Origin of the sequence: Chryseobacterium sp. MYb328 (assembly GCF_037572595.1) — a bacterium.
Taxonomy (GTDB): Bacteria; Bacteroidota; Bacteroidia; order Flavobacteriales; family Weeksellaceae; genus Chryseobacterium; species Chryseobacterium pennae.
In genome coordinates, this window is sequence record NZ_JBBGZQ010000001.1 from 301,217 (window position 1) to 322,999 (window position 21,783).

The 21,783-nt window shown below is 31.7% G+C and carries 21 protein-coding genes and 1 tRNA gene; 4 read left to right on the forward strand and 18 right to left on the reverse strand.

Going from position 1 to position 21,783, the window contains the following annotated elements:
* Positions 1–4: 4 nt before the first annotated feature.
* The 7 genes from WH267_RS01505 to WH267_RS01535 form a co-directional block, all read right to left on the reverse strand.
* Positions 5–334 (reverse strand): DUF4280 domain-containing protein, encoded by a 330-nt coding sequence (locus WH267_RS01505; RefSeq protein WP_340005014.1) that lies wholly within the window; start codon positions 332–334, stop codon positions 5–7.
* 15 nt (positions 335–349) lie between these two features.
* Positions 350–838 carry a hypothetical protein gene (locus tag WH267_RS01510; RefSeq protein WP_340005015.1) on the reverse strand — a complete coding sequence of 163 codons (489 nt, stop codon included), beginning with the start codon at positions 836–838 and terminating at the stop codon, positions 350–352.
* 82 nt (positions 839–920) lie between these two features.
* The gene (locus tag WH267_RS01515) at positions 921–1,373 is read right to left on the reverse strand and encodes a hypothetical protein (RefSeq protein ID WP_340005017.1); all 453 of its coding nucleotides are present in this window, start codon (positions 1,371–1,373) and stop codon (positions 921–923) included.
* On the reverse strand, positions 1,370–2,572 hold the full coding sequence (locus tag WH267_RS01520) for a hypothetical protein (RefSeq protein ID WP_340005019.1): 1,203 nt from the start codon (positions 2,570–2,572) through the stop codon (positions 1,370–1,372). Before WH267_RS01520 ends, WH267_RS01515 begins: the two co-directional genes overlap by 4 nt.
* A gap of 10 nt (positions 2,573–2,582) precedes the next feature.
* Positions 2,583–4,772: a type VI secretion system Vgr family protein gene (locus WH267_RS01525; protein WP_340005021.1), complete on the reverse strand. Its 2,190-nt coding sequence runs from the start codon at positions 4,770–4,772 to the stop codon at positions 2,583–2,585.
* A 201-nt stretch (positions 4,773–4,973) separates the two neighbouring features.
* Entirely contained in the window at positions 4,974–5,855 is an 882-nt protein-coding gene (locus WH267_RS01530; RefSeq protein WP_340005023.1) for a hypothetical protein, read from the reverse strand.
* 43 nt (positions 5,856–5,898) lie between these two features.
* Positions 5,899–6,414 carry a hypothetical protein gene (locus WH267_RS01535; RefSeq protein ID WP_340005025.1) on the reverse strand — a complete coding sequence of 172 codons (516 nt, stop codon included), beginning with the start codon at positions 6,412–6,414 and terminating at the stop codon, positions 5,899–5,901.
* 112 nt (positions 6,415–6,526) lie between these two features.
* Here WH267_RS01535 and WH267_RS01540 point away from each other — a divergent pair, with 112 nt between their 5' ends.
* A complete protein-coding gene (locus tag WH267_RS01540; RefSeq protein ID WP_340005026.1) occupies positions 6,527–6,790 on the forward strand; it encodes a helix-turn-helix domain-containing protein in 264 nt (87 codons plus the stop codon).
* Positions 6,791–6,932: 142 nt separating this feature from the next.
* Here WH267_RS01540 and WH267_RS01545 read toward each other — a convergent pair whose 3' ends face one another.
* Positions 6,933–7,553, reverse strand: coding sequence for a hypothetical protein (locus WH267_RS01545; RefSeq protein WP_340005028.1), 621 nt, complete (start codon positions 7,551–7,553; stop codon positions 6,933–6,935).
* An 843-nt stretch (positions 7,554–8,396) separates the two neighbouring features.
* Between WH267_RS01545 and WH267_RS01550 the strand changes: the two genes are divergently transcribed.
* Positions 8,397–8,972 carry a hypothetical protein gene (locus WH267_RS01550; RefSeq protein WP_340005029.1) on the forward strand — a complete coding sequence of 192 codons (576 nt, stop codon included), beginning with the start codon at positions 8,397–8,399 and terminating at the stop codon, positions 8,970–8,972.
* A 69-nt stretch (positions 8,973–9,041) separates the two neighbouring features.
* Here WH267_RS01550 and WH267_RS01555 read toward each other — a convergent pair whose 3' ends face one another.
* The 10 genes from WH267_RS01555 to mce all read right to left on the reverse strand — a co-directional run bounded on the left by WH267_RS01555 (position 9,042) and on the right by mce (position 20,105).
* Positions 9,042–10,289, reverse strand: a complete 1,248-nt coding sequence (locus WH267_RS01555) for a site-specific integrase (RefSeq protein WP_340005031.1) — start codon at positions 10,287–10,289, stop codon at positions 9,042–9,044.
* Positions 10,290–10,397: 108 nt separating this feature from the next.
* Positions 10,398–11,300, reverse strand: a complete 903-nt coding sequence (locus WH267_RS01560) for a hypothetical protein (RefSeq protein WP_340005033.1) — start codon at positions 11,298–11,300, stop codon at positions 10,398–10,400.
* A 39-nt stretch (positions 11,301–11,339) separates the two neighbouring features.
* A complete protein-coding gene (locus WH267_RS01565; RefSeq protein WP_340005035.1) occupies positions 11,340–12,617 on the reverse strand; it encodes a DNA polymerase in 1,278 nt (425 codons plus the stop codon).
* A gap of 1 nt (position 12,618) precedes the next feature.
* Entirely contained in the window at positions 12,619–13,131 is a 513-nt protein-coding gene (locus WH267_RS01570; RefSeq protein ID WP_340005037.1) for a ribonuclease H-like domain-containing protein, read from the reverse strand.
* A gap of 11 nt (positions 13,132–13,142) precedes the next feature.
* Positions 13,143–14,693 (reverse strand): hypothetical protein, encoded by a 1,551-nt coding sequence (locus tag WH267_RS01575; RefSeq protein WP_340005038.1) that lies wholly within the window; start codon positions 14,691–14,693, stop codon positions 13,143–13,145.
* 6 nt (positions 14,694–14,699) lie between these two features.
* Complete coding sequence (locus WH267_RS01580) at positions 14,700–15,002, reverse strand: helix-turn-helix domain-containing protein (RefSeq protein ID WP_340005040.1); 303 nt, start codon at positions 15,000–15,002, stop codon at positions 14,700–14,702.
* Between the two features lie 110 nt (positions 15,003–15,112).
* Positions 15,113–16,162: a hypothetical protein gene (locus WH267_RS01585; RefSeq protein ID WP_340005041.1), complete on the reverse strand. Its 1,050-nt coding sequence runs from the start codon at positions 16,160–16,162 to the stop codon at positions 15,113–15,115.
* A gap of 87 nt (positions 16,163–16,249) precedes the next feature.
* Positions 16,250–19,219 (reverse strand): TOTE conflict system archaeo-eukaryotic primase domain-containing protein, encoded by a 2,970-nt coding sequence (locus tag WH267_RS01590; protein WP_340005043.1) that lies wholly within the window; start codon positions 19,217–19,219, stop codon positions 16,250–16,252.
* A gap of 351 nt (positions 19,220–19,570) precedes the next feature.
* Positions 19,571–19,644: transfer RNA gene (locus WH267_RS01595), tRNA-Ile, on the reverse strand.
* A gap of 62 nt (positions 19,645–19,706) precedes the next feature.
* On the reverse strand, positions 19,707–20,105 hold the full coding sequence (gene mce, locus WH267_RS01600; protein WP_115971774.1) for a methylmalonyl-CoA epimerase: 399 nt from the start codon (positions 20,103–20,105) through the stop codon (positions 19,707–19,709).
* Positions 20,106–20,199: 94 nt separating this feature from the next.
* On the opposite strand from mce, the gene rbfA reads away from it, so the two are divergent.
* Positions 20,200–20,559, forward strand: coding sequence for a 30S ribosome-binding factor RbfA (gene rbfA / locus WH267_RS01605; RefSeq protein WP_115971773.1), 360 nt, complete (start codon positions 20,200–20,202; stop codon positions 20,557–20,559).
* Between the two features lie 3 nt (positions 20,560–20,562).
* Positions 20,563–21,768: an ABC transporter permease gene (locus tag WH267_RS01610; RefSeq protein ID WP_115971772.1), complete on the forward strand. Its 1,206-nt coding sequence runs from the start codon at positions 20,563–20,565 to the stop codon at positions 21,766–21,768.
* The last annotated feature ends 15 nt before the right edge of the window (positions 21,769–21,783 follow it).

The following is a 21,783-nucleotide window of genomic DNA, read 5'->3' on the forward strand; positions in this document are numbered from 1 at the left end:
TTACCTACTCCTCAACAAAATTTTGAGCAGACTGTATAACAGAGATTTTACCACCGATAGAACATTGGCAAGTAGAACTATCTAATAGCTCTTTTTTACCCTCAATTTCAAAATCAGAGGTATTATCCCATTTAACAGGAAAGGGGGTACAGGAAGATCTTAAAACACTACAAATTCCAAAAGGTTTAATATTGGTATTAGGCTGTTTGTCCTCTTCTGTAGCCTGTAGTTTTCCATCAATACTCATAAAGGATTGACTTGTTACCGTGATTGGTGCTGGTGAAGCTCCTTTGTCACATTTTAGCTGGGTGGTATCAGTAATATGTTTAGCCATAGTTAAAGCTATAAATTAATACTTATTTTTCAAATATTCTTGTTCATCACTAAAAAAATTCCTGTACCAGCTTTCATTTTCGAAACGAACTTTTTCCACTAATTTACTATCAATCAACTCTCCTTTATTATCTTCAATAAAATCAACATCTACATATTTTACTATATAGATATTGTAGATTTTATTATCAGTATCTTTTATTTTTAATAAATAAACATCTTGATCAAAATTGTGAAAAAAGTTTGTAAAAATGTAAGGTCTTGATTTTATTTTTTCAATAGTTATATTTTTTATATCATCTAAAGCATCTTTGGAAACCGAAGAATAACTTTTTTTTACATAATGATATAAATTTTCTTTCACCCATTTTAATTCTTGATTGTTAAAGGTCATGGGTTTTGGGTTGACAAGGCGGTTATGATCTATATAGCGATAACCTTTTTGTATTAAGTCGTTGCAATTTACCATTCCTCTTGAAGTTGAAATATAATAATCCCTTTCCATAATTTTATCTATTTTATTATTTATTTGTGAACAAGATTGTATAAAAAAAACTGCGAATAGTAAAGAGTAAATTTTCATGTTTTTAGTGTATTGATGTTATATAAAATTGATAAAAAACCATTCCTATAAACAGAAGAATCAGAAATAAGCCAATTACATTCCATATTATTGTTTTTACCTTTTGAAATGAGATTATATTAAGCATAGATATTAATATAAAAGAACAGCTATATAATTCAATATGTTTATAGTTAAAAAGAAAGTAAAGGTTTGTAAGCGCCCAAAGTAATCCTAAACCTATAATAATTAAAAGAGGAATTTTATTTTTCGCTGTAAAAACTTTCAAATAAAAAATAGGAATAATAAAAAATAATGCCAGGGAAATATACATCAAGCCAAGTTCAGGATCCGGGGTAGTATAAGTCTCTTCAATATCATTTGTATCTTGTATCCATAGGAAGTCAATAAAAAGTATTGGAAGTATTGCTAATGCTCCCATAAATACTCCCCATATTATTTTATCTTTGTTTATCATAGTTTTTTTGTATATGTTTTCATATCATTTGGAACTCCAACAGGTGTATCACCTCCTCTTACAGGATAACGAGCTCCTTCAGAGTCAAACATACCATCATCTATTATTACTCTCCTTCTTTCAATTTTTATTAATTCAGCATATCTTTTATCATCACTAATTTTTATATTAGTCCTATTTAATAGATACTCATACTTTTTATTATATCTTTTATTTTTGAGACCTAATGAGTACATTATCTTATTTTTGGTTCCTTGTTCTTCTAGCTTTTTTCCAAATTTCCCTTCTTCATAGTATTGCAAAAAATCTAATTCATCACTTGTATTTAATGTATCAGAATATTCAGACCTCGAACAATATGCATAAACAATAGCACCAGTAGTGTTTGCAAATTTTTGAGCTAAACTTTTTTCTCCGAGTAAAGGTTTAGTTCCAATAATTTTTTTATCATATACTTTATGAGATACAGGTATTCCTACGGAATTACTATGACCACTGTGTTCAGTTCCAATATATATGTTCTCATATATATTTGCATCTTCTCCCAATTCTGTATTTCCTAATCCTGTTTTACAAGAGAAACTATAGATTTTAACCGTTTTAGAAAAAGCTTTTTTATCTAATTTTGAAACAACTTTTTCATCCCAATCAAGCTTTTCATCACCACTACTCCTATTAGTCAATCCCATAGCTAGTTTACCAACAAATCCGTGGCAATATATAAAAACTCTTTCTACTAAACATTTCTCCCGAAGTTTTTTATCATCAGTTGCCTTATCTTTATTTTTAGTGTTAATATAATTTATAGCTTCTTGGTAACTAGCTATTTTGACGAAATTACATTCAGGAGCTAATTTTTGAAAAGCTTCTTTTGTTTTTGTTATTTGAGATTCGGTATAACTATAAGTATACATTAGAATTGTCCAGTTAAAATTATATTCCTGATTCAATTTAACTCTTCTGATTCCTTGGTGAACAAACATAAACTTTCCATTAGACCCTGCATCATTTTTAATAGTATTTCTTATACCACTCAACATATCATTTCCGTGTTGAAACTTCTGTGGAGCAATTACTATTATATATTCTTTTCCAATATCATTATTCAGTACCTTATTTTCAAATTTTTTCTCGGTCCCCTTTATTGTTACTTTTTTTATCGAAAATACTGAGGTGGCTTTCTTTAATTGTTTTCCCATAAAAGAAGTTTTAACTATGTTTTACAATTTTCTTTAATAGAGCTTTTCCATCTTTATCAACTGCACCTGAGTAGGTATTCATGACTTTTTCTCCTTTTTCATCAGTTTCTTCAACATCAATACTAACTTCTTCTCCTTCTTTGGTGTTTCTGGTAATAACCTCGATACTCGCTTCTTCTTCCTTATACAGTTTTTTTATTGCTTTTTCACCTGTATCATTCAACCAAAATACATCTACAATTGCAGGTTCTTTATCATAATCAAATACTCCTTGCTCAGGAAGTTTATTCATTTGTGGAGCTTTGTATTCAATCTTATCTTTAGCAGTTAACAATGAGTTTGCTCCATACACATGCATTCTATCTTTTGCTCCAAACTCTGTCTGCCCATCTGTGTAACCTATGAATTTTTCTTTGCCATAAAGATCTAAATGAGCTTTTGCTGATATTTCAGTATTGGTTCCAGCATTGATAATGGTTTTCTTACCACTGTCCTGACTAATCTCTTGTTTAGCAATAATTTTGATATTCTGCCCAACATTGGTATCCATATTCTTTCCTGCCTTGGTCTCGATGTTTTCTTCAATATCAAACCTCAAGTTCTTAGACTTTATAGTAATGGTTTCAGGAGCGGTAATATTGATATTACTTCCTTCTGTATCAAACCTGAGCTCATTACCACTTTTATCTGTTAGTAAAATACTTTCATCCTCTGTAAACACTAATCTATGTCCACTTCGGGTCTGTAAAGATTTTACACGGTTGTCCATACCACCGCCTAAGCCTATGCCACCGTGAAACATTCCTCCCATTGCAAAAGGGAAATCTGGATTGTGATATTCAAAACCAACCATTACCTGATCTCCGATTTCAGGGACTGCGACAAATCCTCTGTTTTGGCTTATTGCATCTGTTCCGCCCGCATCAGGGCTCATCATTCTGATAAAATGGGTGGTATCATTCAACTGCCAATCAAATCTTACCTGTATTCTTCCCTGGTTTAAAGGATCAACGTTGGAGATTACAGTTGCAATTTGTGGTTCAGCTTTTGGTATTACAAAATTAGGTTTAGGCATAAAGCCAGTTCCTTCGGCAATAGCTTCAAAACCTCCTGTATAATATCCTCTTGCATCCACCTCATGATTTACTTCAGTGATCATCAATGTAGTGAAGTGTGAAGTTTGGTTGCTATCTGGTTTTCTCATGGCTAGATCTGCTACACAGCCTATATATAGAAACGGTACAGTTGTTTTTCCTGAAACTTTAAAAACATCTACTGCTTTACTTCCTCTTGCACTTTTCTGAGAATCATCTATATCAAGGAACATATTAGGATTTACAGGAGCAGGAGTCAGGGAGCGGTTTTTAAATATATTGTTGTTAAGCTCGTAAGTTTCCGATGATAGTTCACCAAGATGTTTGATCTTATTATCAACCCCAATCATCTTTGCATGATTACTGCTATTATAGCCAAAATACTCAGGTTTGATATGTACGGCATTTAACTCTATCTGTACATCACTGGCATTACTACCGTCAATAAGCTTTATGGACTTTTCATGAGGTGGTAACTTTCCGAAGTGCAGCACTTCTCCATCATAATAAAACTGCTCTCCATAAGCTTCTGCAATTCTGGCAAGATAATTATAATGAGTTTCACAATATTGTGAACTGTAATTAATGTAACTATTATTTTGCGTATCTATTCTAATATCAAAATCATTGGTACCCAATGCCTCTTTAATTACTCTATCAGCAATAATGGAAGTATTTACAGGTTGACTACCTCCAAAGCTTTGAGTATGTGGAGCAGAATCCATTAAAATAGTAGGACTATTTCCTTTCAAGACTATATTTCCCAGACTCATTTCCTCCTGACTAAATGCCACTTTCATAATAACCCCTACAAATGTTCTTTCAGGACTTTCGTTTTCCGGATCTTTGTATTTGAAAGTTACTGTCAGTCGTTTTCCAAAAAATTGTTTTGCCTGCTCTAAGTTATGGTTTTGTGTTTTATCTAATGAATCGTGCGCTAGAGTAAGTTCAAAATAATGATGGGTTTTGGCACTCTGTTGTAATCGGAAGTGTTTAAAGTGGCTAATGGGCTTTCCATCAATCACAATGTCAAGCTTCACCATACGGTTAATGCCTGCAATATGATTCTCCGAAATTTTCTCGGCATTAGATCTATTTTTTTTCATGAAGATTTGTGTGTTTTTATATCACTGAATGTAGATAAAAATAATGCCAAAACTAAACTTTTTTGACACTATTTCAAAAATTGTAGTAAAACTACGATTGAAATAACACTTGTCTCTTATTTTAGGATAACAGATTTAATCAAAAAAATCTCCTTTTTTAAAAGAAGATTCTCTAAATGACTTTTAAAGTACGTTTTTATTTTAGAAGATAAAATAATCATATTTACCAAAGCTGTTTTCATTTGAAACACCGTCAGAAATCTTACATTTGAAGTAGTTATGTATAGATGAATCAACTAAATCACCAATAATTTCATTAGTAGAATTCAGATAGAACATATTCTTTAAATATTTGTTTCCAATTGATTTAATTGTTTTTACTTCGTTACCATTCGATGTATTTAATTCTACAATCTGATTATTGTTAGTGGTGTACTTAAATCCGTATAGTTGTCCGTTTTTTGAAATTGTTAAATGATCATACCCAAAGTAATTAAAAGACTCTGTATTACCGTTTGTAGCATTGATTTTATAAAGGGATTTTATTGTGTTGTTTTCACAGATAATGGTATTGGTATTTTGTGAGAAAACAAAGTTTTTAAGATAATTACTACCGACGGATTTCAAGGTGGTCATTTCTGTACCATTGTTTGGATTTAGTTCTACAATACTGTTATTGCTATTATTGTATTTAAAAGCATATAATCTATTTCCTCCAATGACAAAATCATCATATCCATTGTAGTTGTATTTAGACACTGTTCCATCAGACACTTTGATTCTGTAGAACTTTTTAGTATTGTTTTCGTTTACTTCCCCCACTATTTCATCAGTAGTACTGTAATATTTCGCAATTCTTAAATATTGATTTCCCAGATTTGCTATTGTTTTGATCTCACTACCATTATTAGGGTTAAGCTGCACAACACTATTTGTTCCGTTATCTGCATATTTAAATGCAAATATTTTCTCGTTTGGATTTAAATTCTTTGGATCATTGATTTCTTCATCAGTATTTTTTGAACAGCTGCTTACAAGTGTACATAATCCCAAGATGATGGCTTTCATAGTTTTTGTTTTCATAGTGTAATTTTTAAGATTCATAATTTATTTGTTGTTAGTAGTATTATTGTAAGGCGTTCCATTTTTTTGTAATATCAATGGTATCAGTAAAAGTATCTTTGGTATGGTTAACAATGTCCTCTGTACTAAAATCAAATATTGCTAGTACTTTTTTGACTTTATATTCTTTGTAATGAGCAGGGATAAAGTCGGAATCTAAACCTCCGTGGTCGTCTATTTTTCTGACTTCATTGGGTTTCCATACTTTTTCAGTATCTCCAAAACTAGTCATGAGTCCACTATCATAATCTCTTTCAGTAATAATGCTCCCATTTTCCAGCTCAAGTTGAACCTCTAAAGTGGTGTAGACATCATCGTAAATATTGGTAGAATTATTTTGGGCTTCTCCTATGAAATTGTATTTGTAAGAATCTCCGTGTCTTTCAAAACTACTTTTAATAGTTTTGGTAATTTTAAACGGACTGTTTTTGATAGTCTGTGAATCGTTTCCTTTGGAATTACAGGAAAGAAGATTTAAAGCAATCAGCAGAACAAAAGATTTTGTAGTTGTTTTTCTCATAATTGTTTGTAATTTTTAATTTGCTACAAATATCTGTAAAAAACACAAATACTCGCATATATACGAGTGAATATTTTTACAGCAATTGTTCTCTTTGTTCTAAATGTATAGAATGGAAGAGAATTCACTTTTAGAGCCTATCGAACAATATGTTATTGATGTAGTTAGAAAAATGAGATTAGAAAAAAAGATTTCTCAGAAAGAACTTGCTTATTCTTTGGATTTATCCATAGGATTTATTGGAGATGTGGAAAGCTATAAATCAAGAGCAAAGTATAATCTTTCCCATATTAACAGGCTTGCAGAAATATTTGAATGTTCACCTAAAGATTTTCTTCCTGAACAATATTTAGAAAATGAAATAGAAAGAAAATAAGCTGTAAACTCCATTCAAAAATCGTTTATCATTTCAATTTGGGTATTTGATGTCAAAAGTGATTTAGAATTTATCTACTTTGTTAAAAATTGTGTTATACAAAATGTACCTCAAAGCACCAGTTTCACATTTTAAATTTATTTTATTTTTCATCAAAACGGCAAGTAACGATCCTCCTCTGATGCTTGTAGTATCCTACAACAATTTCATATTTTCTGAACAATCCTTTTTCGTTTAAGGATTTCGTCCAATTGGTGACGCTTTCAACACTTACATTCAGGCGGTTTGCTGTATATTCCCTCGATGCAAAATACTCCTTTACTCCTTTACTGATTGAGTTGTACTCTCCCCAAAGTAGCTTTTCTCCTGTTTTTAACGCTTTATTCGAGTAAAGCTCAAAAGGAATTTTGATATTTCTTCGGTCTTTATTTTCCTGAATTTCTTCGGATTTTTCAGCTGTTTTATAGTGGTCGGTCAGAAAATATTTCCGCCCTTCTTTGGTTAAATACCTCTTTTTCAAAAGGCTTTTCCTGTAATCTCCAACAATATTGGGGTGTAAGTTAAAAAGTACTCCTACATCTTTACTCGTTATCTGGTTAAATCCAAGCTTACTTTTCAGGGAAAAATCCAACCCAAATATTAATTTTTCGTTGAGAGATAGCTCCGAACTGGATAAGATTTCAAAGGGAATTTCTACGGTTAATTTATTTGAAGCTCCTTCGATTAAAGGATTTGTTGAATTATTATTGGTATATTTTTTCATTGTACTGCTCTCTAATTTTTCACTACTACTTTTTGTCCTCTTTACACTTTCGTACTACTAAATTCCTCTGTTGAAATCTGGAGGTACCCTCTACCACCTTCCAAGAAAACTACTACCACGACTACATTTTTCAGAGAGTAACAGTACTTTTTTATCACCAAATGTGCATTTCAATTCACCTAATTTTGCATTTCAATCTAACCATTTTTGCACTTCTATCTCACCAAATTTGCATTTCATTATCACCAATTTTGCACTTATAATTAAAGACTTCAATTAAGTAATTTAATTAAAGAGATAGCCTGAAGCGGTAAACCGCTTCGCTTTCTTTTTTAAAAGGACATTCATCAATCATCATTTAACAATCCTTTGAATAAATTAAAATTATCCTTTGAAGCTGAAATAGTAATTCTTCTTGATTCATTATAAATCAATGAGAAATTTAAAAAACAAAATATTAAGAACGATTTTGAGGAATGTTCTCCACTTAGAAATTTTCAATTGGGAATCTATATCAACTTAAGCCATTAATCAAGTAGAACATCTCCGAAAACATTTACTACAAAGAAAATTTCATGATTTATTGCTTCGATTTTTAAACACATGGGATTATAGCTAATTCCTGTTGTATCATCAAAAATTATTGAGGGACTTCGCCATGTTAAATGCTAAAATGTTTGCAAACGATATTTAACAAGAGGTTATGTCGTATTTCTTTCTAAGTGTAATGTTTACATGATAAACAAATAAACCCACGTTTCTTTGAGTGCCTTCCTCTGTAATAAAAAGACACTGAAAGAAACTTTTTGGTATTTTGTAAATTAATTTTTAAATATTTATACTATGTTCGAATCAATTTCAAAGTACTTCGATGATCTAGAGAATCTACTTTACTTATCTGTAATTGGATTCTCATTTATTTTAACATCAGATCTAACCAGTAATGAACTGTTAAAACAACCACTCATCACAACTTTTAACAACTTCAGAATGAGTGATTTTCTATCAATTATAGCTGTATATATCTTTTTAATTTTTTGTACTGTTGTTATATACAACTTTGTTATTATGATGATATTACATCTTAAATATAAATTCAATCTTTTCGAAGATATTAAGACAGGTCACGACCTTGATATAGTTAATAATATTGACAAATTACTCAAAGAGGCTTTAGAAGAAAATAATTCAGTGAAATATGAACATTTTAAAAGTCGAAAGAAACTCAACACCATCAGGAATTATACCCAATACTTTTTTTCCTTAACTCTAATATTAGCAGTTTACAATGTATCTATTGAGAATGGAATTATCAAAACGATAATAAGTACACCTGAAAATGAAATTCCAAAACTCATCCTATTTTCAATACTCGTAAGTACTTTCGCTGGAGTTATATATATTTATCAAAAGGAGTAATAATTTTGTAGTTACAGCAAAACTAATCCCTACTTTAGGGATTAGTTTGTTTATATACGAATAGTTAATTTATGCTGATTTACTAAAATACTCTTTCAGCAGTTCCGCATTCTCATCCTGTGATATTTTGATATAGCTGTTAAATGCCTTTTCAGTTCTATGTCCTGTGATATTCATAATTACCCGAGTAGGAACACCCCTTTTGAACATATTCGTTGCAAAAGATCTCCTAGCAGTATGAGTACAAATCATCTGATATTTTAAAAGATTATCCTCAATCCTTTCCTTACCTTTATTTCTAATTTTTAGAATTTTATCATTAATTTTCGCCATTTCCCCTAAATCTTTCAGATTCCTATTCATTGTCTGATTAGATACGGACTTCGGAAGATTATTCGGATTATCTTTGTACTTATCCATGATCTCCCTCACCGCCGGAAGGATCGGAATATTTACCCATTCACTTGTTTTTATAGTTTTGATTCTAAGAATGTCACCAACAATATGCTCTTGCTTCACTTGGCTGAAATCACTAAACCTCAACCCTGTATAACAGCCAAACACAAATAAGTCTCTTGTTCTTTCCATTGTTTTATCACCACTTAAATCCAATTTTAAAAGTTTTGAAATTTCTTCTTCACTGAGGTAAATGTTGTTAACATCTTCTCTTACAGTCTTAAAATTTTTGTGTTGATAACCCGTAAAGGTATTATAGCCGTCCTCTGTTGCTGAGTTTAAAATCGCTTTAAGATTTTTAATAATTTTACCAAAACCGTTATTAGTCAGCCCTTCAATTCCTGTATAGAAATCCATGAAGTCATAATAAAAATCAATATCAAAGCTCATCCAGTCTAATTTGTTTCTGCTATAGTCCTGATAATCTTCAAGCTTATGTAAAGCAGTACGATAGCTTTTAATAGTACTTGCTGTAAGACGATTTTTACCATTTTCTAAATATTTCTCAGCATATTCAAAGAACTTATATTGCTTCTTTTTTTCCGTTCCATTCTTACCAGCATTATAAACAGACTTTACATAATCTGTGGTAGGATCATTACCCTCGATCAGCATACCATTAACAATATCTTCCACTTTCTGACGGATTCCCTTAATGTAGATATTAAACCTATCGGAACCCGGATAGCTTCTCTTTACCATTTGTGTTCTTTCATCCCAGTATTTTTCGTCAATATTCTTTTGAGTTGAAAAGTGAGTTGTTTTCTTTTTATGAGTATACCTCAGCATCAGAAGAGATTCAGGACTTTTCTTTTTCTTCTGATAATCAAGCTTACTCAGGATAAATTTAAATGTTGCCATTACTTTAATTTTTAAAATTGCTAATTGTGAATTTTGCGACATAGTTTTGTTGTAGTAACTTTAGCCCTAAATCCTAATGTGCTACAACGGTTAGGGCTAAAATTATTATTAGAATGGTAAAAAGTCATATTCCTCTTCCAACTTCTGAATAGCTTTTCTTCTCTTGCTTTTTTGGGAAGAAGACAAAGGGCTCTCATCAATTACATCCATTAGTTGCTTAAATATTGATATATTTTCAGGATGATGATTCTCAATATTTTTCAATGCTGTATAAATAATATTTATCAAATCATACTTTACAGGTTCTACTTTTTTCTCGTAAGGTAGAACCAATTGATTTTTTAATTTAGTAAGCATTCTCTTAAGTTGAACTAAAGCTGAATTTTGAGCTGGTTCTACAAGTAGAGTTTCGAACAACAATTTACTTTTGAAAATTACCTCAGGTTTTTTCACTTTTATTTCATATTTGATAATATGTTTATTAATAAAACGTTGGGCAGTGTAAGTTCTTTTTTGCTTCGCATTTTCAACAGTATCATATATTTTGAAGCAAATACCTTGTTTTTTATCTTCAAACATCTTCATATAAGATTTTGAATAAATAAGATCATGATTATGCATCCTCAAAATTTTCTTCAGAAATTCTTCAGGACTTATTTCTGAGTTACAGTACCCTCCGTACTCAAGTTCAATGACTTCTGATTTTTTAATATCTATCCTGAGAATCTTTTTAATGATAAAATAAAAATCCTGCAATTCTTCATTTTCTACTGTATGGTAATTATGTCCGAATAAAAAATATGGAATGCTTAGGTTAATCAGAACCTCTCCAGATCTCTTAACATAAAGAGAGAAGTTTTTGTAATTTGGATTAACTTTCTCAATTAATGTATACTGGTTACGTAAAGTAGGATGATCAATAAGATTATCCCAGTTCAAATTTAATGCTTCTTGTTCATCTACCTTTATAGATATAAAGTCTACTTGTGTTTTATATAAATTACTGTTCATTGTATTAGATTTAAATTTGATAATAAATACGTTCTTAATTTAATGAGCAACTGCCCAATTAGCACCTTTGCCGAGTTCTATTGTAAGAGGAATAGACAGCTTAACTACATTTTCCATTTCATACTTAATAAGCTCTTCCATGATTTCCACTTCATTTTCAGGAACTTCGAACAGCAGTTCATCATGAATTTGAAGAATTATTTTTGACTGCAAACCTTTCTCTACAATAGCTTTATTACAGTTTACCATTGCCATTTTGATAATATCAGCTGCACTTCCCTGTACAGGAGAATTCATTGCCAAACGTTTTCCTTTTTCACGAATCCTCAGATCGTTGGAAGCTAGTTCAGGGATTGGTCTGGTTCTCCCGAACAATGTTCTGGAATAACCGTACTGATCGGCGTAATCTATTAATCCCTCCAAGCAGGATTTAACTCCTTTAAACTGAGCAAAATAATCTGACATCATTTTCTCGGCATCTTCTTTAGAATGAGGTGTTTTCGTAATAGTTGTAAGAGATTTTGCTAAACCTACCGCTGACATCCCGTAGATTAATCCAAAGTTGATTGTCTTTGCAATTTTTCTCTGTTCTTCCGTTACTTCTGAAATCTTACAATTGAACACTTTAGAAGCGGTTAATTCGTGAATATCTACACCATTATTGTAGGCATGAAGTAAAAAGCTGTCCTGACTCATTTCCGCTATTACCCTAAGCTCGATCTGCGAATAATCCGCACCAATCAATACACAGCCTTTTTCAACAATAAAAACCTCTCTGAATTTGGAAGCAATAATTTTAAGCTCATCAGTTTCGTTGTCCTTATCTTTCAGTTTTACGTTAGGGATATTCTGTAAATTCGGATTACTACAGCTAAATCTTCCTGTAGCTGTTCCTATCTGATTTAAGTTGCAATGTAGTCGCCCTGTTTTCGGGTGAACTTCTTTCAATTGATTACAGAAGCTTAACAGCGTGCTAATTTTCCTATAACCCAAGATGAGTGGCACAATTTCGTGATCTTCTTTAAGTTTCTCTAGGTGTGATTTATCAACTGAAATAAATCCAGACTTACCTTTAGAAGTAACTTTCGGTTGAAGTTCTAATGTTTCAAAAAGCAGAGTACTCAACTTTTCATTGCTGTTAAGATTGATTTGCGTTCCTGCAATTCCCGTTATTTTTTCGGTGGTCGTCAGTAGTCGATTCAATAACAGATGTTCTACACTGTTCAATTTTTTGATGTCTATTTTCACACCATTGAATTCGATTTTAGCGAGAACACGTACTAAATCGTGTTCTAACTGATTAATAGCTATATCCATTTTAGTTATGATTTAGTTGTTGAGTTAAATAATGATATAGTTGCAAGGTCAGGTCTGCATCTTCACAGGCATACTTGGTAAGTTCTTCTTTCGGAACTTCGGTAATAACCCTATCATTTAACATTTCTTCAAAGGAAATTTGGTGGTATTGCAGATGTCGTTCTGAAATTTCCTTTAGTCCGTGGGTTTTACGGTTGGGATCCAAGAGATAATCTAAAATCATGGTATCCCTGACTTCACCTTTAAGTTCAATTCCGTACTGATGAAAGAATTTTAAGTCAAACTTAGCATTGGAAAAGATTTTGACAACCGTTTCATCTTCGAGTATTGGGAGGATTGGCTGTAAGAATTCTTTCACTTTGGCTTTATTTTTATAAAAAGGGAGAACAATGTTGAATCCCTTTCCTTTTTCAACGGATATAGCAACACTTACTATATGGTGTGTAAATGGGTCTAATCCTGTAGTCTCCAAGTCTACCGCTATGGTTTTCTCTTTTATTTTTATCTCGGTCATATTATTAAATTCTAATTTCCTGTATTGAAAAATTTCTGTAACTGATTGACTAACCGTGTCATTTTATTAGGAGTATCTACGGTTTTGTAATCAGTTTTGATGTCGTTGATTGTCAAAAGATTCTGCTTTTCCTTTGTTTCTTCGGTAATGATTTCAATAAAAACCTTAGTGTTACTTGGAGTTTCTACATAGCCTATAACTTTATATTCGAGATATTTTTTAAGCCTTATGGTAAATCCTCTCAAACCCAGCTGATACCGTGATCCTATTGATTCTTTTCTGAATTCGACAAATAATTCTTTTTTGTGAAGCTTGGTTTTACTAAGCAATACCTGATCTAAGAACTCCATTAGTTCCACGCCTACTTCGTTGATGAGTTTTCTTAAGTCTAAGTTGATAGAAGGAGCTTTTATCAATCCTTTCTCAAGATAGAACTGAACACAATACAACATGTAGTGGTCGAACGCTAACCATTGCTCCTCGTTCCAATCATCAAAGAAATGATGCCCAAAATCATCGTAAACTGTTAAATCCTTACCGTAATGAGTTGACAGTTCAATTTCATGTTTCCTTCTTTCTGTACTATTTCCTGAAGGAGATTTTACATAATAGTTGCTTGTGATAATCATTTTCGGACCGTAAGCAAATGCGATGAAAATATCATGTTTGTACTTCCTGCTTATTGTAAACCCGTCTGTTATTCTGCCAAAGAAGCCTTCGAAGTTCTGATTTTCTTTAATATCATTAATGGCGACAATACTGGTGAAAGGTGTTACCCTTTGGAATGCAAAACCGGAACTACTGGAAAAATCTTTTCCGGAAATATTACACAGGAATCTCATATAGCTCAATCCTCTCACTAGGAGTGATTTTCCTGTTCCTCCTTCTATCAGTCCGATTTCATTAACAACGCTATCAAGCAATATCACCGCCTTTGCTAGTGCAGAATTCTGAAACGTATGGAGCATATAACCAATCATCGCTTCAAAGGCAATCATTCTTTCTTCTATATTTCCTGCAACATTATGTACAAACTGACGAAAAGGAATGAAAGAAGTCAGCAAATGATCTTTGATAATGAAATTTCGTTGGATAATCTGATCTTCCATGACGTGGCTATCCAAATCTGAATAACTTAAAGGACAGATCATATCTTTAGTCACTTTAACTACTGTGTTTTTATAACAGAAATAGCTTATTTCCTGCGTATCCCTAAGTGGATTAAGCTCTTCATATCGCAAAAATGATAATGTCGCATCCTCTGAAATCTGCCGTGCTTTATTGATCCAAGCATTTTTGATCTCATATTTGGTTACTCCGTACTTGAGTTCTGATTCCTGATCGAAATTTTCATCCAGATATTCAAGTGCTGTTTGTATAATATCCGATTTACTGACGATCCGAACAATATTACCCTGAATTCTGACAAGATGCTCAACTCCAAATATTTTGGTTCTTCTGTATCCCAAATCTTCGGCATATTCTATATAACCATACGTATCAAACCTTACTTTACCCTTATCGGTAACTTCAAATGGAATATCTATTTTTTTGTTCTCCATTCTATTTTATTTTTTACTTTTTTTGTTAGACTTTAGAAATTCTTCCACCTCAGAAAGCTTAAACCGTACATTCTTGCCGATCGGATAAGAAGGAAAATCGGGATTAGCTTTTCTAAAGTTGGATAGATGTGAAGTCGAGATCTGGAGGAATTCGCACAACTGCTTATCTGTTAAAAATTTCTCCGAGCCTATTGACACTCCTGCAGCTATGCCTTGTTCCGTCAGCAGAGATAATACTCTCTCTGCTATCCGAACCTCCAGCTCCGAAAAAACTTTTGTTACATGATATGTTAGTGCATTGTTATCCATGATCCTGTCTCAATTTGACGGATCAAAAGTAGAATAGCGAAGAATTTTATGAAGTACGATGTGTAAAATCTGAATCGTATTTATACGTTTTACACATCAAGAATAAGTTTTTAGTTATCAGGGGTTGATTTAGTAGGACGAATACTTGTAGAAAATTTACTCAGGAACTTATCCAATGTATAATCACCATTTTTTATTTTCTTTTCAATATACTCCTCCCTGATGAAAGGAAATGAGTTATACAGAATTTTTATAAAATCTATTTTGCCAACCTCACTCAATAAGAAAGATTTTTTCAATTCTTCCAACTTTTCGGGTTTAGGATAAAACTTTTTACGGTCCTCATTTAGCTCTATTATCCTTCCTGTTTCAATTAATAACCCTCTATTGTCAGTACGTTTTTCTTTAATCTTACCATTTGTTAATTCCTTAGCAAGATCTTCACAGTAATTGGCAAAATACTTTTCATATTTTGCTTTTTCAGATTTGTAAAATTCATTATAGCTGTTATAAAGCGTATAAACCCTGTTTTTGAAATCTCCTATATCCTGAACCTCTATATAAAGCAACGAAACAGAGTAAGGATTAAACTGAAAATCAAAAGAATTGTTAAAAAACCATTCTAAATCATGATCGGAAAAAATATCTCTGAAAATTTCAAATACTTCCGCTTTGAATCTGTTTTTATTTTGTGAAAATGTTTTATGTCTGCTTTCGAAGTCTTCTATAGTTTGAGGAACAAAATAGAGAGGTATTCTGTAATCAATAATCTCTTCTTCATAAGGAAACTGCAGATCCTTAAAGTTTCTATACTTTCTTTTGTGGTTTTTGGCGATTCTCTCCAAAGAATTCTTCATTCCCTCGACACTGGATAAGAATTCTATCGAGTTTTCCTGAATTCTTCTTACAGTTTCATCTTCCATTCCGTGATCTTCCTTTTGTTTATCTAACCACGAGGTTAGCTTAGGTTTTGAATAATATTCAACACCGTATTTACAAATAAAATATTGTTCTAAAACGGTAAACCTCTTTATTTTCAGATCAAACACATCTAAATCGAGAAATTCTTCTAAGGTATTTTCCAAAAATGTAAATATTTTTGGAAGCGATTCTAATGGTAAATCAGTTAATTCAATAGTAATAAGATCGTTTCTTTTCATATAAAGACTTTCAGAAGAATTAAGATAAAAATATTTGGTGAAGTTTGAAGATATATTAAAAATTGACGAAAACGGAAATTTCATCTTCTACATAATTAATTCTTCCAAGCTATTTTTCCACATTATAAAACCTTTTCTATCCTCAGAATAATTATGAATTATTCTACTGAAATGTTGAGGATTAGTTTCTAAAAATATCTGTCTGCCATGTTCTTTAATAATATTTAGCTGAGAGTCAATTTTATCAACAGTCTTAATTAATGCTTCTTTGCTTTTTATTACATGCCAAATGTAAGAAGCTTCTTCGGTATCTAATGTTTCTAATACTATATGGTAATAGTGTTTTCCTGTAATTAAAAATACAAAAGAAAAAGGACTTAATACAAAACGTATTTTCATTACACTACTTTCATGTTTATCTGCCAAATACTGTATTTGAAGCGAATGTTTATAATTTTTACTATTTAAAATGTTTTGTAAAATATTTTCTGCATTAGGGTAAATACCCTGATGGTTTTGGAGTTCGTCAGCGGTCAACACATTTTTCCCTTTAAAAAAAGGTTTTTCAATTAGATTTTTGTTTAAAAATTGAAATTTCACTCCTTCAATAAGTTCTTTATTAATTCTTTCTATATCATCAGAAGTTGCAAGCTGTGAAACCAATCTACCATTCTCAAACTCTGCAAATAATACAATTGAAATAGTTTTAGATTTTAAAGCTTTAATAAAATAAGGTTTTAATATTTCAAATTCTGGTAAAATTTCCAAATTCTCAATACTAAATTCGAGATTTGTGTTTATTTCTTCAACAAAATAATTAAAAGTTACACTTCCATAATGAAAATCTAAGTTTTCAATCAATACTTTTATTTTCCTTTCTACGCTGATGACTGGGTTTGAAGGGATAATTTCTTCTTTTGGCTCATCAAATAAGGTAGATTGCTTATTTATTTTTCGATAATAAGTATTGCGTTTCAAAAACAACTTATTGAGATAATCAATCTTTATATCACGATAATCATAAATAATAGGATTAATTTCTGAGCGCTGTACTCTTCCAATATACTGTATAGCTTTTCCTTTAAATGAGAAAGGATATACTAAAAACAAGCAATTTATATTTTGTAAATCAGTTCCTTCTCCAAAATATTGACCAGTAGTAATTAATACCTGAAAAGTACCATCCTTTAAAATATTCCACTTATATTTTCTATTATTTTCAGTATCATCACCGCTCAATGTTACTATTTCATAAAATGGCTTCAAGAAAAGATATAATGTATCAAGATGTTCCTTTCTTTCGGTAATAATCACAACCTTTTTTCCTTGATTAACCTCTGTTTTCACATCGTTTAAAATCAGTTTATTCCTTGAAGAATCGTGAATTAAAATTTTTGATAAAGTTTCAAAATTATCTGTTTTTGAATTAAAGGGAACATTCAGATTAGTATTTCTGATAATAATTTTTGCTTGTTTATAATCTTCAATTTCAATAGGTAGAATATTTGCAATAATATCTCCAAGATAAGCGAAAATTAATTTATCATCATTATGCTTTCGAAAGGGAGTTGCTGTTAATCCATACAAATAAAATGATTTAAAATTTCCAATCGCTTTTCTGAAAGTTTCTGCTGGAATATGATGGCATTCATCAACGATAATCATTCCAAAATAATTCTGAAGAGTATCTATTTGTTTATGAATGCTTTGAATCGTTGCAACAGTAATTTGTTTTCCTATTTTAGTTTTTCCTTGCCCAATAATTCCAATCTCTTGTTTAGGAATTCCTAAAAATGCTTCTACTCTTTCTAACCACTGTTCTAATAATTGTTTACGATGGACAATTATTAATGTAGGTTGTTTCTTTTCTGCAATAATTTTTAGTGCGATAACTGTTTTTCCTGAAGCAGGTGGCGAAACTAGAACTCCAAAGTCTTTTTTGGAGATATCCGAAATCACCTTTTGTTGATAACTTCGTAGTTGAGTTGTGAAAACAAAATTGATAGGTGGTTTTTGTAACCGCTTATCAATAAATTTGAAATCAGTTTTAGATTCTCTACAAAAGCGAATAAATTTACCAACAAACCCTTTTGGAACTATAATTTCGTTTTCAGTTTCTTCAATCAAATTAAAATATCGTTCTGTTCCAAAAGTATTTTTTCCTGATTTCTTTTTAATGAAAAATTCAGAGTTAGCAAAATTTAATTCTTCTTTAATGAAATTAATCAAAAGAGTGGTCAAGCCTGTTCTAGTGATCTTTAGTTCACTATCTAAAGTTATAATTAAACTCTCTCCAAATGATTTTGAAATGTAAGAGTCTGATGAAGCAGAGAGTTCTTTATAAAGTCCATCAAGTCTTTCTATAGAATTTCTTTTAATATTTTTTAAAAACAGCCACTGATTGGAGATAGGCTCAAAGGTTTCAGAATCAACAAAACAACTATTTCCTTTATCTAATGCTTCCTTATATAATGGTAATGCTATAAGATTCCCTAAGCCTTTCCCCGATAAAAAATCCTGATTAGGAAAGAGACGATCAAAACTAGAACTTTTATCAAATATTGAAAAAGACCCTATCTTCTCAAGTATAGAAATAAAAATTTTTCTACTTCTTATTGCAGGGTATGGCTCTTCAAAGAAAATCCAAACATGTCCTCCATTTCCTGAACGAGATCGTTCCAAATAAGTATAAATGTTCTTCTCTTTACAAACTTTTATAAAATCAGTTGCTTCCTGTTTCCAATTTTTTTTATCAAAATCAGCCACTAAAAACCAAGAAGTATCATCTTTTAACAAAGGATAGATGCCAATCTGCTGAATCCCATCCAAATGTTTCTGAATTTCCGTATCAGAAATAGATAAATAAGATTTATTGGGATAGCTTTGAAAAGTTCCTCCATTCATTTTGTGTGTACGGTAATGATAAGGATCGTATGTGTAAGCAGGCATATAGCCGTTTTTGTTTCCTTTCTCCCATCGTATGGCAAACACATCATCGCGTCCTCTAAAAATAGAACGGAAAAGGAAAACTAATTGGGAATGGTTATCATCTTTCATTTTTTAACTTTCAATTACTTTTTATATTTTTTGATGGTTAAAAACATAATAAGACTTTCGGAAGAACTAAGATAAAAATATTTGGTGGAATCTGAAGGAATATCGGAGATTGACGAAAATGGAAACTTTTGAAAACTCTTTAGGCAAAGGCAACACAGATATAAAATAGGAGAATAATTTCTGTAATTTTATAATCACAAAATCATTTTAATTTTTATTTTAAAATAGAATCATATTCTTGCAAAGTCAATCCAGCAAGGCTTTTGCGGAGAAGTTTAAGCGTATATTTCAGCGTTGTGGTTTTGGGAAATAAAAAAGCCCCATAAATAGGGGCTTGTCGAGTTTTTGTAGTGGTCCCACCTGGGCTCGAACCAGGGACCACCTGATTATGAGTCAGGTGCTCTAACCAACTGAGCTATAGGACCTCAAAACTTGGTTAAATTTTGTGTTTGCAAAAATAGTAAAATTTCTTTCACTACAAAATTTTTTATTGCTTTTCTTGGCAAAGTTCTACCAGTACACCATTTGTTGACTTTGGATGAAGGAATACAACTAATTTGTTATCAGCACCTTCTTTCGGTTCTTCGGAGATAAATTGAAATCCTTCTTTTTTTAATCTTTTTACTTCCTCCAGGATATTTTCAACCCCAAATGCCAAATGATGGATACCTTCACCTTTCTTTTCAATAAATTTTGAGATCGGACTTTCAGGATTGCTGGCTTCTAAAAGCTCTATTTTGCTCTCTCCTGTTTCATAAAAAGAAGTCACCACTCCTTCCCTTTCTACTGTTTCTCGCTTGTAAGATTCTTTTCCTAACAATTTAGTAAAAAGTTCATCAGACCCCCCCAAAGACTTTACTGCAATACCGATATGTTCTAGTTTCATATACTACTAATAAATATAATTAATTCGTAAATTTGATACTGTAGCTGAATTTCAAAGTATCAATTCAAACAAAAGTAGTAAATTTGCATAAATTATGGAAAGTAACAGACAAAGAAAAGTAGCACAGATTATCCAGGAGGATTTCGCTGAACTTTTCCGCAAACAGGCTTCAGAGAGCAAACAAAGTATATTGATATCCGTTTCAGATGTAAAAGTAACGGCAGATTTGGGTATTGCAAAAATTTATTTAAGCATTTTCCCTCAGGAATACCGTACAGCGGTAATGAAAGAGATTGAAGAAAACAAACCTCAGTACAGAAACTTTATCGGCCAGAAAATGGCAAAACAGGTACGTATCATTCCGCAACTTAACTTTTACTTAGATACGGCTCTTGATGACGTTGAAAAACTGGAAAGAGAATTAAGAGGCGAAGGCGACAATCCTGTTTTGTAGATCTTGAAGAATATTGCATTTTACATAGCATCCAGATACCTTTTGGCAAAAAAAGGCAGTACTGCTGTTACATTTATTACGTGGCTGGCAGTAGGGGCTATGACGGTTGCTGTGGTTGCAATGTTCGTCATCATTTCAGTTTTCTCAGGACTTGAAGACCTAAACAAAGACTTAATTTCCAATCTTCACGCTGACCTGACTTTAAAAAGTGCATCAGGTAAAACCATTAAAAACCTGGATCAGGTTAACAAGGTCTTAAGCAGTAATAAAGAGATCAGCAGTTATTCCCGTGTTATTGAGGAAAAAGTATATATCAGTTTTAATGGAAAAGGAGATATTGCTTACTTACGGGGGGTGGATTCTGCCTATATAAAGGTAAACCCTATCAATAAAGATGTATTCTACGGAACTTATCCGAGTTTCAGATATTCCAACGAAGTTTTGATGGAAAACAGCCTTGATAACCGATTATCCATTCCTGTAGATTCTTCCAATCATTACGCAACAGTCTTTATGCCAAAGCCCGGAACCGGAATCATCAGTAAAGAAGAAGATATTTACAATAAAAGAGACATTTCAGTAACAGGAGTTTTCCCGGGAAAAGATCAACTTGACAACTATATTGTCTCTCCTATTGAGCTTACTGAAGAATTATTAAGTCTTCCAAAAAATTCCGCTTATCAGATCGTTATTAAATTAAAAAACACTGAAAATGCTGATGCTGTAAAACAAAGTCTTCTTTCTTCTCTTGGCAAAAATATTGAAATAAAAACCAAGGAAGAAGAAAATGCAGCTTTCTGGAAGATGATCAACACAGAAAAGATGTTCATCTACCTGATTTTTGCACTGGTTATTTTCATTACTACTTTTAATCTTGCCGGTGCCATTATTATCTTACAACTTGATAAAAAAGAACAGGCTAAATCTCTTATTTCTCTAGGCTTCCCTTTAAGCCATCTGAGAATGGCCTATTTCTATACCGGAATTCTTATTGTCATCTCCGGAGTTATTACCGGATTGATATTCGGAACAGTATTATGTTATTTCCAACTTTACACAGAATTCTTCAGAGCCAATGAGGTATTGCCATTTCCTGTAAAAATAGTTGGAAAAAATTATATTATCGTTGCTCTTACAGCATCCGTCTTTGGAATTGCAATCTCATGGTTCTTCTCAAAAATAAGCAAAGAGTATATTACTAAAAATTAATATATTAAGTTTACA

Excerpts from the sequence above, each read along its gene's own strand:
- WH267_RS01535 (WP_340005025.1), bottom strand. The coding sequence starts at position 6,414 with ATGAGAAAAACAACTACAAAATCTTTTGTTCTGCTGATTGCTTTAAAT.
- WH267_RS01555 (WP_340005031.1), bottom strand. The coding sequence starts at position 10,289 with ATGGCAACATTTAAATTTATCCTGAGTAAGCTTGATTATCAGAAGAAA.
- WH267_RS01560 (WP_340005033.1), bottom strand. The coding sequence starts at position 11,300 with ATGAACAGTAATTTATATAAAACACAAGTAGACTTTATATCTATAAAG.
- mce (WP_115971774.1), bottom strand. The coding sequence starts at position 20,105 with ATGAAACTAGAACATATCGGTATTGCAGTAAAGTCTTTGGGGGGGTCT.
- WH267_RS01580 (WP_340005040.1), bottom strand. The coding sequence starts at position 15,002 with ATGGATAACAATGCACTAACATATCATGTAACAAAAGTTTTTTCGGAG.
- WH267_RS01590 (WP_340005043.1), bottom strand. The coding sequence starts at position 19,219 with ATGAAAGATGATAACCATTCCCAATTAGTTTTCCTTTTCCGTTCTATT.
- rbfA (WP_115971773.1), top strand. The coding sequence starts at position 20,200 with ATGGAAAGTAACAGACAAAGAAAAGTAGCACAGATTATCCAGGAGGAT.
- WH267_RS01585 (WP_340005041.1), bottom strand. The coding sequence starts at position 16,162 with ATGAAAAGAAACGATCTTATTACTATTGAATTAACTGATTTACCATTA.
- WH267_RS01570 (WP_340005037.1), bottom strand. The coding sequence starts at position 13,131 with ATGACCGAGATAAAAATAAAAGAGAAAACCATAGCGGTAGACTTGGAG.
- WH267_RS01520 (WP_340005019.1), bottom strand. The coding sequence starts at position 2,572 with ATGGGAAAACAATTAAAGAAAGCCACCTCAGTATTTTCGATAAAAAAA.
- WH267_RS01530 (WP_340005023.1), bottom strand. The coding sequence starts at position 5,855 with ATGAAAACAAAAACTATGAAAGCCATCATCTTGGGATTATGTACACTT.
- WH267_RS01515 (WP_340005017.1), bottom strand. The coding sequence starts at position 1,373 with ATGATAAACAAAGATAAAATAATATGGGGAGTATTTATGGGAGCATTA.
- WH267_RS01565 (WP_340005035.1), bottom strand. The coding sequence starts at position 12,617 with ATGGATATAGCTATTAATCAGTTAGAACACGATTTAGTACGTGTTCTC.
- WH267_RS01510 (WP_340005015.1), bottom strand. The coding sequence starts at position 838 with ATGGAAAGGGATTATTATATTTCAACTTCAAGAGGAATGGTAAATTGC.
- WH267_RS01545 (WP_340005028.1), bottom strand. The coding sequence starts at position 7,553 with ATGAAAAAATATACCAATAATAATTCAACAAATCCTTTAATCGAAGGA.
- WH267_RS01575 (WP_340005038.1), bottom strand. The coding sequence starts at position 14,693 with ATGGAGAACAAAAAAATAGATATTCCATTTGAAGTTACCGATAAGGGT.
- WH267_RS01550 (WP_340005029.1), top strand. The coding sequence starts at position 8,397 with ATGTTCGAATCAATTTCAAAGTACTTCGATGATCTAGAGAATCTACTT.
- WH267_RS01505 (WP_340005014.1), bottom strand. The coding sequence starts at position 334 with ATGGCTAAACATATTACTGATACCACCCAGCTAAAATGTGACAAAGGA.
- WH267_RS01525 (WP_340005021.1), bottom strand. The coding sequence starts at position 4,772 with ATGAAAAAAAATAGATCTAATGCCGAGAAAATTTCGGAGAATCATATT.
- WH267_RS01540 (WP_340005026.1), top strand. The coding sequence starts at position 6,527 with ATGGAAGAGAATTCACTTTTAGAGCCTATCGAACAATATGTTATTGAT.